15 protein-coding genes are annotated in these 14,917 nt (G+C 31.8%); 13 read left to right on the plus strand and 2 right to left on the minus strand.

Features of this window, described 5'->3' with window-relative positions:
• Positions 1-173: 173 nt before the first annotated feature.
• The 12 genes from JJD95_RS04990 (at position 174) to spoVAE (ending at position 11,340) form a co-directional block, all read left to right on the plus strand.
• Entirely contained in the window at positions 174-1,034 is an 861-nt protein-coding gene (locus JJD95_RS04990) for a DMT family transporter (protein ID WP_291640975.1), read from the plus strand.
• Between the two features lie 170 nt (positions 1,035-1,204).
• Positions 1,205-2,728, plus strand: coding sequence for a histidine ammonia-lyase (gene hutH / locus JJD95_RS04995; RefSeq protein ID WP_291640976.1), 1,524 nt, complete (start codon positions 1,205-1,207; stop codon positions 2,726-2,728).
• A gap of 43 nt (positions 2,729-2,771) precedes the next feature.
• Positions 2,772-3,668 (plus strand): glutamate formimidoyltransferase, encoded by an 897-nt coding sequence (ftcD, locus tag JJD95_RS05000; RefSeq protein ID WP_291640978.1) that lies wholly within the window; start codon positions 2,772-2,774, stop codon positions 3,666-3,668.
• Positions 3,669-3,731: 63 nt separating this feature from the next.
• Positions 3,732-4,976, plus strand: a complete 1,245-nt coding sequence (gene hutI, locus JJD95_RS05005; protein ID WP_367114779.1) for an imidazolonepropionase — start codon at positions 3,732-3,734, stop codon at positions 4,974-4,976.
• Positions 4,977-4,999: 23 nt separating this feature from the next.
• A complete protein-coding gene (locus JJD95_RS05010; RefSeq protein ID WP_291640980.1) occupies positions 5,000-5,635 on the plus strand; it encodes a cyclodeaminase/cyclohydrolase family protein in 636 nt (211 codons plus the stop codon).
• Between the two features lie 142 nt (positions 5,636-5,777).
• Entirely contained in the window at positions 5,778-7,532 is a 1,755-nt protein-coding gene (locus JJD95_RS05015) for an N-6 DNA methylase (protein WP_291640982.1), read from the plus strand.
• Positions 7,533-7,818: 286 nt separating this feature from the next.
• Positions 7,819-8,154 carry an anti-sigma F factor antagonist gene (spoIIAA, locus tag JJD95_RS05020; protein ID WP_291640984.1) on the plus strand — a complete coding sequence of 112 codons (336 nt, stop codon included), beginning with the start codon at positions 7,819-7,821 and terminating at the stop codon, positions 8,152-8,154.
• 13 nt (positions 8,155-8,167) lie between these two features.
• Entirely contained in the window at positions 8,168-8,596 is a 429-nt protein-coding gene (gene spoIIAB, locus JJD95_RS05025; protein ID WP_291640986.1) for an anti-sigma F factor, read from the plus strand.
• 10 nt (positions 8,597-8,606) lie between these two features.
• Positions 8,607-9,359 (plus strand): RNA polymerase sporulation sigma factor SigF, encoded by a 753-nt coding sequence (gene sigF, locus JJD95_RS05030; RefSeq protein WP_291640988.1) that lies wholly within the window; start codon positions 8,607-8,609, stop codon positions 9,357-9,359.
• 145 nt (positions 9,360-9,504) lie between these two features.
• Entirely contained in the window at positions 9,505-9,957 is a 453-nt protein-coding gene (gene spoVAC, locus JJD95_RS05035; protein WP_291640989.1) for a stage V sporulation protein AC, read from the plus strand.
• A 6-nt stretch (positions 9,958-9,963) separates the two neighbouring features.
• The gene (gene spoVAD / locus JJD95_RS05040; protein ID WP_291640991.1) at positions 9,964-10,980 is read left to right on the plus strand and encodes a stage V sporulation protein AD; all 1,017 of its coding nucleotides are present in this window, start codon (positions 9,964-9,966) and stop codon (positions 10,978-10,980) included.
• Positions 10,981-11,340 carry a stage V sporulation protein AE gene (gene spoVAE / locus JJD95_RS05045; RefSeq protein WP_291640993.1) on the plus strand — a complete coding sequence of 120 codons (360 nt, stop codon included), beginning with the start codon at positions 10,981-10,983 and terminating at the stop codon, positions 11,338-11,340.
• Positions 11,341-11,390: 50 nt separating this feature from the next.
• Here spoVAE and JJD95_RS05050 read toward each other — a convergent pair whose 3' ends face one another.
• The gene (locus JJD95_RS05050) at positions 11,391-13,892 is read right to left on the minus strand and encodes a transglycosylase domain-containing protein (RefSeq protein WP_291640995.1); all 2,502 of its coding nucleotides are present in this window, start codon (positions 13,890-13,892) and stop codon (positions 11,391-11,393) included.
• Positions 13,893-14,075: 183 nt separating this feature from the next.
• Between JJD95_RS05050 and yunB the strand changes: the two genes are divergently transcribed.
• Positions 14,076-14,753, plus strand: a complete 678-nt coding sequence (yunB, locus tag JJD95_RS05055; protein WP_291640997.1) for a sporulation protein YunB — start codon at positions 14,076-14,078, stop codon at positions 14,751-14,753.
• A gap of 65 nt (positions 14,754-14,818) precedes the next feature.
• Here yunB and JJD95_RS05060 read toward each other — a convergent pair.
• A partial coding sequence (locus JJD95_RS05060; protein ID WP_291639266.1) for an IS3 family transposase occupies positions 14,819-14,917 on the minus strand: 99 nt, incomplete at its 5' end.

Below are 14,917 nucleotides of genomic sequence, written 5' to 3' on the forward strand. Positions count from 1 at the left end.
AATTTAAAAACCCTAGGTTTGCATGTGCAGACTTAGGGTTTTTACTTTATTATAAATTGATTTATATTTACTAATTTCATAAGTTGAATTTATATGATGATAAATTAACATAAAGATGGTACAATTTTAGTAGCTACTTATTTTTCGTTTTTTATTTAAACAGGGGGACTAACATGAAAAAAATAAAAGGAATCTTATATATTGTTTTATCCACTATTGCTTTTGGTATTATGCCAATACTTGCAAAATTATCTTATAGAGGAGGGGCAAACACTTATACTACATTATTTCTTAGATTCTTTTTTGCAGCGATTATGGTTTTTCTTTATTTGAAATCTAAAGGTATATCACTTAAATTAACTAAAAAACAATTGTTCATAGTACTTATAATAGGAGTGCTAGGGTATACACTTACGTCAACTACTTTATTTATGTCCTATAATTATATAAGTATTGGAATGGCAACAATGATTTTATATACATACCCTGTTATCGTTACTTTACTTTCCTATGTGTTTTATAAAGAAAAGATGTACCCTAGAAAAATCCTTTCACTTTTTATATCTTTAATAGGTATTTACATATTAATCGATAAAGGAAGCCAAAGTTTTAATTTAAAAGGACTAATACTCGCTGGTATGGCAGCAATACTATTTTCATTATATGTGCTAGGCACATCCCTAAAAGAAATTAAAGATATAAATAGTTATGTTTTAACTTTTTATATCTCGTGTGCATCTGCTGCAGTGATGTTTCTTGCAGCAATAATGACTAAGAATTTAAATCTGAACATTCATTTTTATGCGCTTGTGGCAATTTTATTATTAGCTTTTATATCTACAGTGGTGGCTTTAACTGCATTTTTAGAAGGTGTTAGAATAATAGGTCCGTCCAAGGCTTCGATTTTTAATACTCTTGAACCTATTGTTGCACTTCTACTAGGAATACTAATTTTAGGCGAGCCTGTTTCAGCTAGAATTATAATTGGAAGTATAACTATAGTGGCTTCTATAGTAATATTAACAAAAGCTTAATCAAATTATAAACCAAGTGTGCATAGGATTTTAAATAGTTTACTTTAGTAATGTATTAACGAATTAATAATATTAATACCATTGTGTATTGATTTTAAAGAGGATTATTGTGGGGTTATAAAGAATATTAGTACTGATAACAAAATACCTAGCACTAGGGAGGATAACTTATGACAATTATACAAATTAACGGGAATAAGCTTACTTTAGATGAAATAGTGAAAGTTGCAAGAAAAGGTTATAAGGTAGAATTAACTGTGGAAGCAGAAGAAAGAGTTATTAAATCTAGAAGTATTGTAGATGAAATAGTAGATAATAATAGAGTGATTTATGGTATTACTACAGGTTTTGGTAAATTTAGTGATGTAACAATATCAGGAGAGGATTGTAAACAGTTACAAAGGAATCTGATAATTTCTCATGCTTGTGGTACCGGAAAATCTTTTTCTAATGAGATTGTTAAAACTATAATGTTATTAAGGGCAAATGCCCTTGCAAAAGGATACTCTGGAATAAGACTAAGTACACTTAAAACATTAATTCAAATGATAAACAGCGGAGTAAATCCAATAATACCTGAAAAGGGGTCACTTGGAGCATCAGGGGATTTAGCACCATTAGCTCATATGGTGCTTCCAATGATTGGGAATGGAGAAGCTGAATTTAATGGTGAAATATTAAAAGGTAAAGAGGCTATGAAAAAGGCAGGCATAGAAATTATAGAACTTACAGCTAAAGAAGGATTAGCACTAATAAATGGTACGCAAGTTATGACTGCCGTAGGTGCATTAGCAGTGTATGATAGTATAAACCTACTTAAGATAAGTGATATTGCAGCAGCATTAAGCTTAGAAGCTTTAAGAGGTGTAAAAGATGCCTTTGATCCAAGAACACATAGTATAAGACCACACAAAGGTCAAATACAAACTGCTAAAAACATATTGAATCTAACAGAAGGAAGCACATTCATAACCTCTCAAGGGGAGATTAGAGTGCAAGATGCGTATTCATTAAGATGTATACCTCAAGTTCATGGTGCAAGTAAAGACGCAGTGGAGTACATTAAAAGCAAGGTTGACATTGAAATTAACTCCGTTACAGATAATCCAATAGTTACAGAAGAGGGGGATGTTATTTCAGGAGGAAATTTTCATGGGCAACCTATGGCAATAAGCTTTGACTTTTTAGGAATAGCAATGGCTGAAGTGGCTAGTATTTCAGAAAGAAGACTAGAAAGACTTATTAATTATCAATTAAATGATTTACCAGCTTTTTTAGTAAAAGAAGGTGGGTTAAATTCAGGGTTTATGATAACTCAATATGCAGCTGCGGCCTTAGTATCTGAGAATAAAATTTTAGCACATCCGGCTTCCGTTGATTCTATTCCTTCTTCTGCAAATCAAGAAGATCATGTAAGTATGGGAACTATAGCAGCTAGAAAAGGCAGAGATATTATTGAAAATGTTCAAAGAGTCTTAGCTACTGAGATTATGGCAGCTTGTCAAGCTATAGATTTTAGAGTAGGATATACTTTAGGAGTAGGTACAAAGCAGGCTTATGAAGTTGTACGAGAAAATATAAAGTTTATTGAAAAAGATGTGATTATGTATGTTGAATTAGATAAGGTTACTAAGTTAATTCAGGATGGAGATATACTTAAAAGAGTGGAACAAAAGATAAAGGTATTAGTTTAAATTACAATAACCCGTAAATAATAAACTTTAGGAGTGAAATAAAATGGCTAGAATAGTTGAATGTATACCTAATTTTAGTGAAGGAAGAAATAAAGTGGTAATTGAAAAAATAATTGATGCAGTTAGAAATACCGAAGGAATTAAATTATTAGATTACTCATCAGACAGTGACCATAATAGAACAGTGGTTACTTTTTTTGGAACACCAGAGAGAGTAGAAAAAGCTATTTTAGACATGGCAGCAAGAGTGTATGAGAATATTGATATGACCTCGCAAACAGGTGCACATCCTAGAATGGGAGCTTTAGACGTAGTACCATTTGTTCCTATTAGCGAAGTAACTATGGAGGAGTGTGTTGCTTTAGCTAAAAGGGTAGGCAGTGAAATAGCAAATAGATTCAATATACCAGTATATTTATATGAAAAAGCTGCTTCCGCCGCTCATAGAGAAAATTTAGCTACAGTAAGAAAAGGCCAATATGAAGGATTTTTTGAAAAGATTAAAGAAAACAAATGGGTACCGGATTACGGTATAGCTGAGGTTAATGTTAAAGGTGGTTGCGTTGCAATAGGCGCAAGAGTACCTCTAGTAGCTTTTAATGTGAATTTAGGAACGGATAACCTTAAAATTGCTGATAAAATAGCTAAAACTGTTAGAAATCTCGGTGGTGGTTTAAGATTTGTAAAAGCTATGGGAGTAAAACTGGAAGAAAGAAATATAACACAAGTATCTATGAATCTAGTTAATTATGAGAAAACAGCAGTATATAGAGCTTTCGAAATGGTCAAGATGGAGGCAAAACGCTACGGAGTTCCAGTAGTTGGAAGTGAAGTTATTGGATTACTACCAATGGAAGCGTTAATTCAATGTGCAGAATATTATTTGCAAATAGAGGAATTTTCAATGAATCAAGTTTTAGAAAAGAGAATTTGGGAATAGAATGTTGAAATTGACTAAAGATAAATTATAATAATATTATTTGTTGGATTGGAGGAAAGCATCTTGTCTATTATAGTAAAGAATATTGATTGCTTAGTCACTTGCAACGGAAGTTACGGAAAAAAACGTGAAGCGATGAAGGATGCCCAAATTATAGAAAATGGTTATATAGTCATTGAAAATGACAAAATAAAAGATGTAGGGAAAGGCGATGGTTATAAAGACTACATAAAAAGCGATTCCGTAGTTATTAACGGATCGGGTAGGACTGTTACACCGGGCCTTATAGATCCGCATACCCATGTTGTGTATGCGGGCTCGAGAGAAAAGGAACTGCCTCTAAAACTTAATGAGGTGGGATATATTGAAATATTAAATAGTGGCGGAGGAATACTAAGCACAGTTCAAAATACTAGAAGTATTAAAGTAGAGAAGCTTATAGAAGAAAGCAGAAAAAGGCTAGACATAATGCTTAAACATGGTACTACGACTGTCGAAAGTAAATCAGGATATGGACTTGATCTTCAAACAGAGGTTAAAATTCTTAAGGTTAATAAAACTTTAAACGACACCCATGCTATAGATGTGATATCCACATTTATGGGTGCACATGCGTTGCCGAAGGAATACAAAGATAATCGAGAAGGTTACATTGAAAACATAAATAATAATATGATTCCATATATTAGCGAGAATAAACTTGCAGAATTTATCGATTGTTTTTGTGAGGAAGGTGTGTTTTCTGTAGAAGAGTGCAGACACATTTTAAAAGCTGGTAAAAAGTTTGGGTTAAATATAAAAATTCATGCAGATGAAGTTAAAACAGTTGAGGGTGCTGAACTTGCAGGTGAGCTAAAAGCTACATCGGCAGAACATTTAGTTGCAGCTTCAGATGCAGGAATAAAGGCACTAGCTGAAAATGATGTGGTGGCTGTATTATTACCATCAACCTCGTTTTATTTAATGTTAAACAATTTTGCTAGAGCTAGAAAAATGATAGAGCAAGGAGTTACAGTAGCTTTAGCTACTGATTGTAATCCCGGCACATCTCCTACAGAATCGTTACAAACGGTTATGACTTTTGCATGTTTTGGTATGAAAATGTTCCCAGAGGAGATTATCAATGCAATGACAATAAATGCGGCATGTGCTATAAATCGTGAAAAGGAGATTGGAAGCATTGAAGTTGGGAAGAAAGCAGATATTGTTGTCTTTAATAGTAAAAATTTAAATTATTTAATATATCATTTTGGAGCAAATGCTGTAGACATAGTGATAAAAAACGGTAAAATTGTTGTGCAAAATTAAATTATCATAAAGGAGATTACAATATGTTAGACCAAAAGACTGTTAGAGAATTTATTAAGGAACTCGGATCAAATTTCCCTGCACCTGGAGGAGGTAGTGTTGCGGCCTTAGGTTCATCGTTAGCTAGTGCCTTATGTGCAATGGTGTTTAATTTAACTGTAGATAAAAAGACATACAACGAATACAGTGAAGAAAATAAAATGATTGTTGACAAAAACTTAGCGCAATGTGTCAATCATAAGGAAGAATTTTTAGATCTAATGAACAGTGATGCAGAGGTTTTTTTAAGTCTGATGTCAACTTTTAAACTTTCTAAACAAAGCGACGAAGAAAAGAAATTAAGAAGCCAAAAAATTCAAGAAGGATATAAAGCAGCTTTAGAAATTCCTATGAAGGTTGCAGAAGAATCATATAAAATTTATATGCATGTTAAAATAGCAGCAGAACTGGGAAACAAAAATGCACTATCTGATGCTGGAGTGGCAGCTTTAATGCTTCAAGCATCTATTGAAAGTGCTGTTTTAAATGTTAAAATAAATCTTTCTAGTATTAAAGATGAAACATATAAAGAAGAAATTACTTCAAAATGCGAAAAATTAATAAAATGTGGAAGAAAAAAGCGAGATGAAGTATTAGCAATTGTTAATGAAAGTATATAGTTCAACATATTAAGTATTTATCATATACTTTTAAATATAAGCTACATACTAACTATGCATAGTTTGTATGTAGCTTATATTATATAAATCTGCGTACAACAAAGTAAAGTTAAGCTGTAGTTAAATAGATAGGGGATAATAAATGTTAGATGTGTTTAAACAGAAAATATGTGAATTATATAATATTATTCTAAGTCCAATAGACGATATGTTTAAAATAGTTGCCTTAGAAAACTATAAAAATGAAATAGATGCGTCACTGAAAAAGTGCTTTGGTGAAATTTATTATGAGTTTATCAAAAATAATAAAGAAAAAGGTACAGTTTACACTCCAGAGCCTATAGCCTCTTATATGATTGAGAATACCATAAAGTCGGAGCAAATAATAGACAACCCATATATAAAAATTGTGGATCCCGCTTGTGGTACAGGCAATTTACTAATTCCTTGTTTCAAATTTCTTAGAAATCTATATGAAGAAAATTTAACTGAAATTAATGAGAAAAATGGTTTGAAAATAAAGTTCAAATGCATTAGTGAACATATAATAAAACATAATCTATACGGATTTGATATTGACCATATAGCCATAAAAATACTTGTTATAGATTTATATGATTTAAGCCAGGGGAATATATGTAGCAATATTTTTAATGAAGATTTTTTATTATATGAGAAGGTCCATAAATATGACATTTTCATAGGAAATCCACCATATGTGGGTAAAAAATCTATAGACAAAGAATATGCATCATATTTAAAAATTAGATACAGTGAAGTGTATAGAGATAAAGGTGATTTATCATATTGTTTTTTTAAGAAGTCATTAGAAGGCCTTAATAAGATAGGAAAACTTACTTTTATAACTTCTAGATATTTTTTAGAATCACCTAGTGGAAAGGATTTGCGAAAAGTTTTAAAAGAATTATGCAACATAGACAGAATTATTGACTTTTACGGAATAAGGCCATTTAAAAATGTGGGAATAGACCCTGTAATTATGTTTATTACAAATCATCAAAAAGATCAAAATGAAATTGAAATTATAAAACCAATAAATATTAATGGTAAAAATAATAGAGAGTTTTACAACAGTTTGTTTTTAAAGATGGGCAATGAGTATAATAAATTTTATATTAATAAAAATGAACTAAATAACAAGGGCTGGATTTTAAGGGACGAAAAACAGAGGAATATAATAAATAAAATAGAACAGAGGAGCTTTACCAATCTAAGTAATATATGTAATAGTTATCAAGGGATAATAACTGGTTGTGATAAAGCTTTTGTACTGACAGATGATACTTCTAAAAGAGAAAACATAGAAAAAAGCATAATAAAGCCTTGGATTAAGAGTAGTTTCATAGGGAAAAATGTAGTCTTAAGAAAAGATAGTTACATAATATATTCGGATTTAATCCATAACTCAAAAGAGTATCCAAGTGCCATAGCGTATATTGGAAAGCAAAAGGAAAAGCTATTAAAAAGAAGAGAATGCGTCAAAGGTATTAGAAAATGGTATGAACTTCAATGGGGCAGAAATCAAAATATATTTGAAGGAGAAAAGATAATTTTTCCATTCAAAGCCAGTAATAATAGATTCGCTCTTGACAAGGGAAGTTACTTTAGTGCAGATGTATATGCACTAATATTAAAAGAAGATGTGCCTTTTACTTACGATTTTTTATTGTATTTATTAAATAGTAAAATATACGAATTTTATTTTAAGACCTTTGCAAAAAAACTAGGCGAAGATGCTTATGAATACTATCCAAATAATTTAATGAAACTATGTATGCCAACTATGATAGATTTTAATTACAAAGACGATAATTATCTTTATGATTTTTTTCAATTTGATGAAGAGGAGAAAAATATTATACTTGGAGAAGTATAATATTTTCTTTTTTTTTTGAATATTTACATAAATAATTACAAAAATTAATTAAAATAACTAAAACTAAAACAAAAGTGTAACAATCACTTTATTATAATAAAATAGTTATAAAAAATCTAAATAAGTATTTATAATGTATTAAAACTAACAAAAATGACTATAATATTAAAAAATTGAATAAATATTACAAAAAAAGAAGGGAAATTATGTAATTTGTAGAATATAGAAAATAGGAATAATATTTATTGAAAATTATTTTAATTTCAAATTATTTGGGGGGAAGAAAATGCATTTAAATTTTGAAAATAGCCAAGATAAATTGATAGTTTACATGTCTGGAGAATTAGATCATCATAGTGCTGAAGAAGTAAGGAATATTATTGATGATCGTTTAGACAGGGATAGATTCAACAAGCTAATCATGGACTTTAATGGTGTGTCCTTCATGGACAGTTCTGGTATTGGAGTAGTTATTGGAAGATACAGAAAGTTACATATGAGAAACGGAGAAGTATGTGTAACTAATATTAAATCTTCAGTGAAAAGAGTGTTCGAGTTGTCAGGAATGTTTAAGATTATAATGTCATATGATGACGTTGAACAAGCTATAAAGAATATTTAGTGGGGGGATTAAAATGTGTCACAATAAAATAAAAATTGAATTTTTAAGTAAATCCCAGAATGAAGGTTTTGCAAGAGTAGCAGTAGCAGCATTTGCTACTCAATTAGATCCTACAATTGAAGAGATTAACGACGTTAAAACAGCGGTATCAGAGGCAGTTACAAATGCAATTATTCATGGATATGATAGTGAAGAGGAAATAATAACTATCGAAGCTATTATTGATGGAAATGAATTAACAGTGATAGTAAACGACGTAGGAAAAGGAATAGATAATTTAGAGGAAGCTCTTCAACCATTATACACATCACGCCCAGATTTAGAGAGATCAGGTATGGGTTTTACTGTAATGGATACTTTTATGGATAGCTTAGAAGTAAAGTCTGATAAAGGTAGGGGAACAAGTATAATCATGAAAAAACTATTTACTCCTTTAAATTAGGTGGAATATTATGGATCAAAAAATAGTGAGAAAAAACAATTATAATTATGATGATAATGTGCATCTCATTGAAATGGCTAAAATTGGAGAGCCTGGTGCACTGGATAGGTTAGTAGAAATGAATTTACCGTTAGCTGCTTCAATAAGTAAAAAGTTTCTTAATAGAGGATATGAGTATGATGATATTTTCCAAATTGGGTGTATTGGGCTTGTAAAATCAATTAAAAATTTTGATACTAAATATAATGTAAAATTTTCTACATACGCAGTACCTATGATAATAGGAGAAATCAAAAGGTTTCTTAGGGATGACGGAATTATAAAAGTAAGTAGAAGCGTTAAAAATACTGCTCGAAAATTACATTATGATAAAGATACTCTAACAAAAGAATTGGGTAGAGACCCAACGATTGAAGAACTATCGGTATTTTCAGGAGTACCAAAGGAAGATATAGTATATGCACTAGAATCTGCTAGTAACATGCAGTATTTATTTGATACTATACACCAAGAGGATGGTGCACCGGTTCTACTAATAGATAAATTAAGTGAAAAGTACGAAGAAGATAATGAGGTTTTAGATAAAATAGCCCTTAAAGAAGCACTTAGAAAACTTGATGCAAAATCAAGGCAAATAATTATGCTTAGATATTTTAAAGATAATACCCAAATTCAAGTGGCAAAGATGATGGGGATTAGTCAAGTACAGGTATCAAGAATAGAAAAGAAAGTTTTGAAAATAATGAAAGAAAAGTTGAGTTGATAAGATGAAAATTAGATAAACAACTTCAATAGGTGAATTTGAAGTTGTTTATTTATAAAGTAATCTTATTTTTTTTGACTAAAATTTATATTAATGTAAACAATAACAAAGAGACTACCTTAGATAACTACAAGGAGGCCATTTAATGAAAGTAGATGAAAAAACAATAAGAAAAAAATTTGATAGCCTTAATTCTAATAAAAATCCTAAACCTAATTTAGTTCTGCACTGTTTTAATGCATTTTGGGTTGGAGGAACAATATGTGTAATTGGTCAATTAGTTAGCGATATTTTCTCTAATATGGGTGTTCCTAAAGATGAACTAGGGACTTACGTTTCCATAGTTATGATATTTTTAGGAGCTATACTTACTGGCATAGGTATCTATGATAAACTTGGTGATTTTGCAGGAGCAGGATCTGTTGTTCCAATTACTGGCTTTGCAAACTCCATTGTTGCACCCGCAATGGAATTTAAGAAAGAGGGCTTTGTTTTTGGGGTAGCAGCCAAAATGTTTATTATTGCAGGGCCAGTTTTGGTTTATGGTATTGGTTCATCTGTAATTGTTGGAATTTTATATTATTTTTTTAGGTGGTGACTTTAAATGGGTAGAAGAATCGGTGATCAGACAGTAGAAATTGAGAGTAAACCTAGAATTATCAGTACTTATAATATAGTTGGTCCGAAGGAGGGTCAGGGACCACTGGCGGAGTATTTTGATAGGATTTTAGAAGATGATCTTAACGGAACAGAAAGTTTTGAAAAAGCTGAAACAAGTCTTATGTATACTGCGATATCAGAGAGTATAAAAAAAGCAAAATTAAAAGAAACTGATATAAATTATTTACTAGCAGGGGATTTATTAAATCAGTTATTCTCTTCAACTTTTGCAGCTAGAGATTTAAACATACCATTCTTAGGACTTTATGGAGCGTGTTCAACCATGGCAGAGTCTTTGAGTGTAGGGGCAATGATAATGGAAGGAGGTATGGCTAATTACATTGTAGCGGCTACCTCGTCGCATTTTTCTGCTGCTGAAAGGCAATATAGGTTGCCACTGGAAATGGGAAGTCAGAGAGCACCGACATCGCAATGGACAGTTACAGGTTCAGGTGCAATGGTTTTAGGCAAAAAGGGCAACTTTCCTTATGTCACATATGTTACTACTGGAAAAGTTAAAGATTATGGAATAACAGATGTAAATAACATGGGAGTTTCTATGGCACCTGCAGCTGTAGATACCATTAAACAACACTTTATTGACACGGGCAGAAAGCCATCTTACTATGATATTATTGCTACGGGTGATCTGGGTATTATAGGAAGGCAATTTACTGAAGAACTGCTCCTAGAATATAAGTATGATATGAGAGGTCATTATATTGATTGTGGTGAGCAAATTTTTGATGCACAAAAGCAAGGAACTAATGCTGGAGGAAGTGGTTGTGGTTGCTCAGCCGTGGTTGCAACAGGTTATCTATATAAAAATTTGCTGAAAGGGAAATTCAAAAAAGTACTATTAGTTTCCACAGGAGCCCTTCTCAGTCCAACTTCCGCTTTACAGGGTGAAACAATACCAGGCATAGCGCATGCTGTTTCAATAGAGTTTGGAGGTGAGTAAATGAACAATTATATTATGTCCTTTATAGTTGGAGGTATAATTTGTGTAATAGGTCAAATACTTATGGACACCACTAAATTAACCCCAGCACGTATATTAGTTTTGTTTGTAACTGCCGGAGTAATATTAGGTGCACTAAATATATATGACGTGGTGATAGAATATGGGAAAGCGGGGGCGAGTATACCTCTTCCAGGGTTTGGATTTAGTTTGGCTAAAAGCGTAATGAAGGAAGTGGATGAAGTTGGTCTTGTAGGGGCTTTTACTGGTGGAATTAAGGGCACAGCTGGCGGAATTACTGCTGCAATTTTTTTTGGTTATGTTATGGCATTAATATTCACTTCTAAATCTAAAGGATAAAAAAACTGCTATCAAATACAAATTGTATTTGATAGCAGTTTTTATTTTTATTAAGGGCTAGTAGTAGTATCGCCTTTATTTTTACCTGGTTTATCAAGTGGAGGGTCAATAACTGGAGGTTCCTCCACCGGTGGTTCATCAACTGGTGGTTCATCAACTGGTGGTTCAATAACTGGTGGTTCAACTGGAGGAATTATAATTTCCTTTGAAAAGGTATCAACTGCTGTTGGTAATACATAAGCAGCATCTCTTAACGTTACTTTAGGTTTATAGTCTCTCCTTATAAAAACTCTTGTTTCAACCAGTTCAGGTGGCGAAAATTCTGATGCTAGGACATATTTGCCACTAGAAGGATCCTTTATAACTTTAGCCTCAACATGAATGCTATCTATTGTTTTTGGTTGAGTTCCATCAATAAATAGTTCGGAGTAAATTCTGTTTCCTCTTGGATCTTTATTAGTTAAATCTGAAGGTATATTTCCTGAATCCTTTGATACAGAATAGGATGATATACCAGAAGGCTTTTCTATGTCCTTCGCTGGAAGTGAGGCATGTGCAGATTTCATAACTTTTGACCATACTCCAGCTGCATCGTTACTATAAATTCCTGTTATTGCCTTTTCTTTATCTGTTCCGATCCAAACTGCTGCAGAGTAATATGGAGTTAATCCAACAAACCATAAGTTTTTTGAATCTGTTGAAGTCCCCGTTTTACCTCTAACAGGCATGTCGCCAAAACCAGCATTTGTTCCAGTACCACCATAAGTTACAGGGCCTTTTAATAAATCGTACATTATATAAGCACTTTGAGGGGATAAAACAGGTTTTGGGTCATATGTTGTTTGCAGTAATACTTTGCCAGTTCTATCAATTACCTCAGTGTATAACCTTGGATCAGAACGCATTCCGTTGTTACCAAAGACACCGTATGCTGCTGCCATAGTGAGTGGATTTGTTCCTGCATAATCACCATCATCTAATTGACCAAGGGACATAGCAGAAATACTGCTTTTATCCTTAGAATCCAGTTGTAATCCGAATTTTTCACCATAAGCTATACTAGTTTTTATATCAATCTTATCCACAATTTTAACAGCTGCCACATTAATAGAATGTTTCAAACAATCTCTTAGAGTAGTATATCCTCTATAATAATTCGGTGAATTTGTAGGATTCCATGGGTTGCCATTACTACCAAGCTCTTTCGCAAGCTCATCGGTCAAAGGTGAATCTTCGATAATGGTAGAGGCTGTAGCGAGTTTTGTATCTATAGCTGGTCCGTATACTGTTAACGGCTTAATTGATGACCCAGGTGCCTTTAGGAAGGGTGAGAAGCCATTAAGTGCCGCTCTGTTAAAAGACATAGGGGCCATATCACTACTTCCACCTATAATAGTTTTAACTTCACCTGTATGATAGTCCATTACAACAGTGGAAGCTTGGATTTCTAGGTTGTTTTTTTTCTTTGGATCGTCCTTAGCATCATCAACTATTGATTTTATAGTTTCATCAATTAACTTCTGTGATTTATTTTGCATATCGGTATTCATGGTTGCGTGAATTTCTAAACCATCGTACATAAGCCTTGATTGTGCTTCTTCTTTGCTTATACTATATTTACTCATTAAATCTTCGGTAACCTGAAAAATTACAGGTCTAGAAAAATACTCATAGTTCATTTTATTTGCATTTGTTGTTGCAAAACTAAACTTTAATTCTTCTGCCATAGCTAAGTCTAATTGACTCTTATTAATTTTTCCGTACTTGAACATGTTCGCAAGAACAGCGTTTGTTCTAGCTGACGTGAACACCTTTTTATCCTTATTTGCATTATAAGTCAAAGTATATGAAAGACTAGGATTTTGTGCAGCACTGGCAATAAAAGCACTTTGCTTTAGGGACAAATCTTTAATAGATACGCCAAAATATTGCTGTGAAGCAGCTTCTATACCGTGAGCTTTTCCTCCAAAAGGAATAGTATTTAAATAAGTCTCTAAAATTTTATCCTTACTCAAAACTTTCTCAAGCTGAAGTGATAATGTAATTTCTTGGATTTTCCTTTTTATGCTAGTTCTGTTATTCAAAGAATCCTCTAAAAACATTCGGTATTTTACCAACTGTTGAGTTATAGTCGAAGCCCCTTGGAGGCTATCATCGCTGCCCGTTATTTTTATTTTTATATCATTAAAGATGGCACCACCTAGTCTTTTTACATCAATTCCAGGGTGGGTTGCAAATCTAAAATCTTCGATACTTATAAATGCATCCTTAAGATTATTTGGTACATTCTCAATAGATATATTAACTCTTCTTTCTGATGTGATATATTCATCAATCTTTTTATCAGCATCGTCAAGTATTATTGAGGGTTCATCTAATTTTAAAAATTCATCAATATCTAAACTAGGAGCTGTTTTCACCATAGCAAGGACTACTCCACCTACAGCTACACTAATTATTAAGGATATAAAAAAAACAGCAAAAACAATGGTTTTAAATATTTTCCACCCTTTTACATTTTTTTTCTTCTCAGCAGTTTTATTTTTTTCCATTAAGTCTCCTCCTTATATGCTTCTGAAGCAGATGATATTTATAAATTGTTATCTTTTGGCATATAAATTAACATTATTAAACTATGATTAGCTTTTAATATTATAACATATAAAATATTTAATTTGGTATTCTATTTAATTCTTTACTTTAAAAGTAGTACATATAATAAAGTATAACCTTAAATGGAGGTGATAATTATTAAAAATAAAGTCAAATCTAAGATACTAATAATTATATTTATATTTATGATAAATTTTACTGTTTTCATATATATTTTTGATAAAACTGTAATGCCAACAGTGATGGTAGTAGCGGATGCAGAAATGAGGTCAAAAGCTACAGAGATTGTTAATAGAGCAATTATAAAGGAGTATTCCAAACAATTTAACTATGACGAGATTATAAGAGTAGATAAAGATTTGGAAGGCAATATTGTAATGCTTAAAGCAGATACTTTAAAAATGAATAAAATAGCCAGTGATGTGGCGTTGGAATCCCAAAAACAATTAAAGGAATTAGGTGTAGTAGGTATCAAACTTCCAATAGGTTATATAACACGAAATAATATTCTATCTTATTATGGACCTAATATAACCGTAAAAATGCAGCCTATAGGACATGTCGAAACTAAATACTCTTCCGAGTTTGAGAGTGCAGGTATAAATCAAACTAGGCATAAAATCTATGTTAAAGTAAGGACTACTATTAGGATAATTATTCCATTGAGGAGCAATACTATTGAAGTAGCTCACGAAATACCAATTGCTGAAACTATTATAGTGGGGAAAATACCGAGTACTGCAATTCAATTAGATTTAAAGGGGACAGGTTTTAATTTAGGTAATGGTGGTAGTGATTAAAATAAAAATAAAGTACGCTATTCATAAACTGGTACCTATGTCAAGGACATTCTAAAAAAAGAAGATTAACAAGACAAGAGATGATTTCTGTATTGTACAGGGGTCATTTTTTTTAAGTCCCATTGATACCTATAATTATTATAATATATAATATACTTATCAAT

The sequence above is a fragment of the Clostridium sp. genome, assembly GCF_016650035.1.
Taxonomy (GTDB): domain Bacteria; phylum Bacillota; class Clostridia; order Clostridiales; family Clostridiaceae; genus Clostridium_AD.

Coding starts and splice junctions, on each gene's coding strand:
- JJD95_RS04990 (WP_291640975.1), top strand. CDS start 174: ATGAAAAAAATAAAAGGAATCTTATATATTGTTTTATCCACTATTGCT.
- hutH (WP_291640976.1), top strand. CDS start 1,205: ATGACAATTATACAAATTAACGGGAATAAGCTTACTTTAGATGAAATA.
- ftcD (WP_291640978.1), top strand. CDS start 2,772: ATGGCTAGAATAGTTGAATGTATACCTAATTTTAGTGAAGGAAGAAAT.
- JJD95_RS05010 (WP_291640980.1), top strand. CDS start 5,000: ATGTTAGACCAAAAGACTGTTAGAGAATTTATTAAGGAACTCGGATCA.
- JJD95_RS05015 (WP_291640982.1), top strand. CDS start 5,778: ATGTTAGATGTGTTTAAACAGAAAATATGTGAATTATATAATATTATT.
- spoIIAA (WP_291640984.1), top strand. CDS start 7,819: ATGCATTTAAATTTTGAAAATAGCCAAGATAAATTGATAGTTTACATG.
- spoIIAB (WP_291640986.1), top strand. CDS start 8,168: ATGTGTCACAATAAAATAAAAATTGAATTTTTAAGTAAATCCCAGAAT.
- sigF (WP_291640988.1), top strand. CDS start 8,607: ATGGATCAAAAAATAGTGAGAAAAAACAATTATAATTATGATGATAAT.
- spoVAC (WP_291640989.1), top strand. CDS start 9,505: ATGAAAGTAGATGAAAAAACAATAAGAAAAAAATTTGATAGCCTTAAT.
- spoVAD (WP_291640991.1), top strand. CDS start 9,964: ATGGGTAGAAGAATCGGTGATCAGACAGTAGAAATTGAGAGTAAACCT.
- spoVAE (WP_291640993.1), top strand. CDS start 10,981: ATGAACAATTATATTATGTCCTTTATAGTTGGAGGTATAATTTGTGTA.
- JJD95_RS05050 (WP_291640995.1), bottom strand. CDS start 13,892: ATGGAAAAAAATAAAACTGCTGAGAAGAAAAAAAATGTAAAAGGGTGG.
- yunB (WP_291640997.1), top strand. CDS start 14,076: ATGGAGGTGATAATTATTAAAAATAAAGTCAAATCTAAGATACTAATA.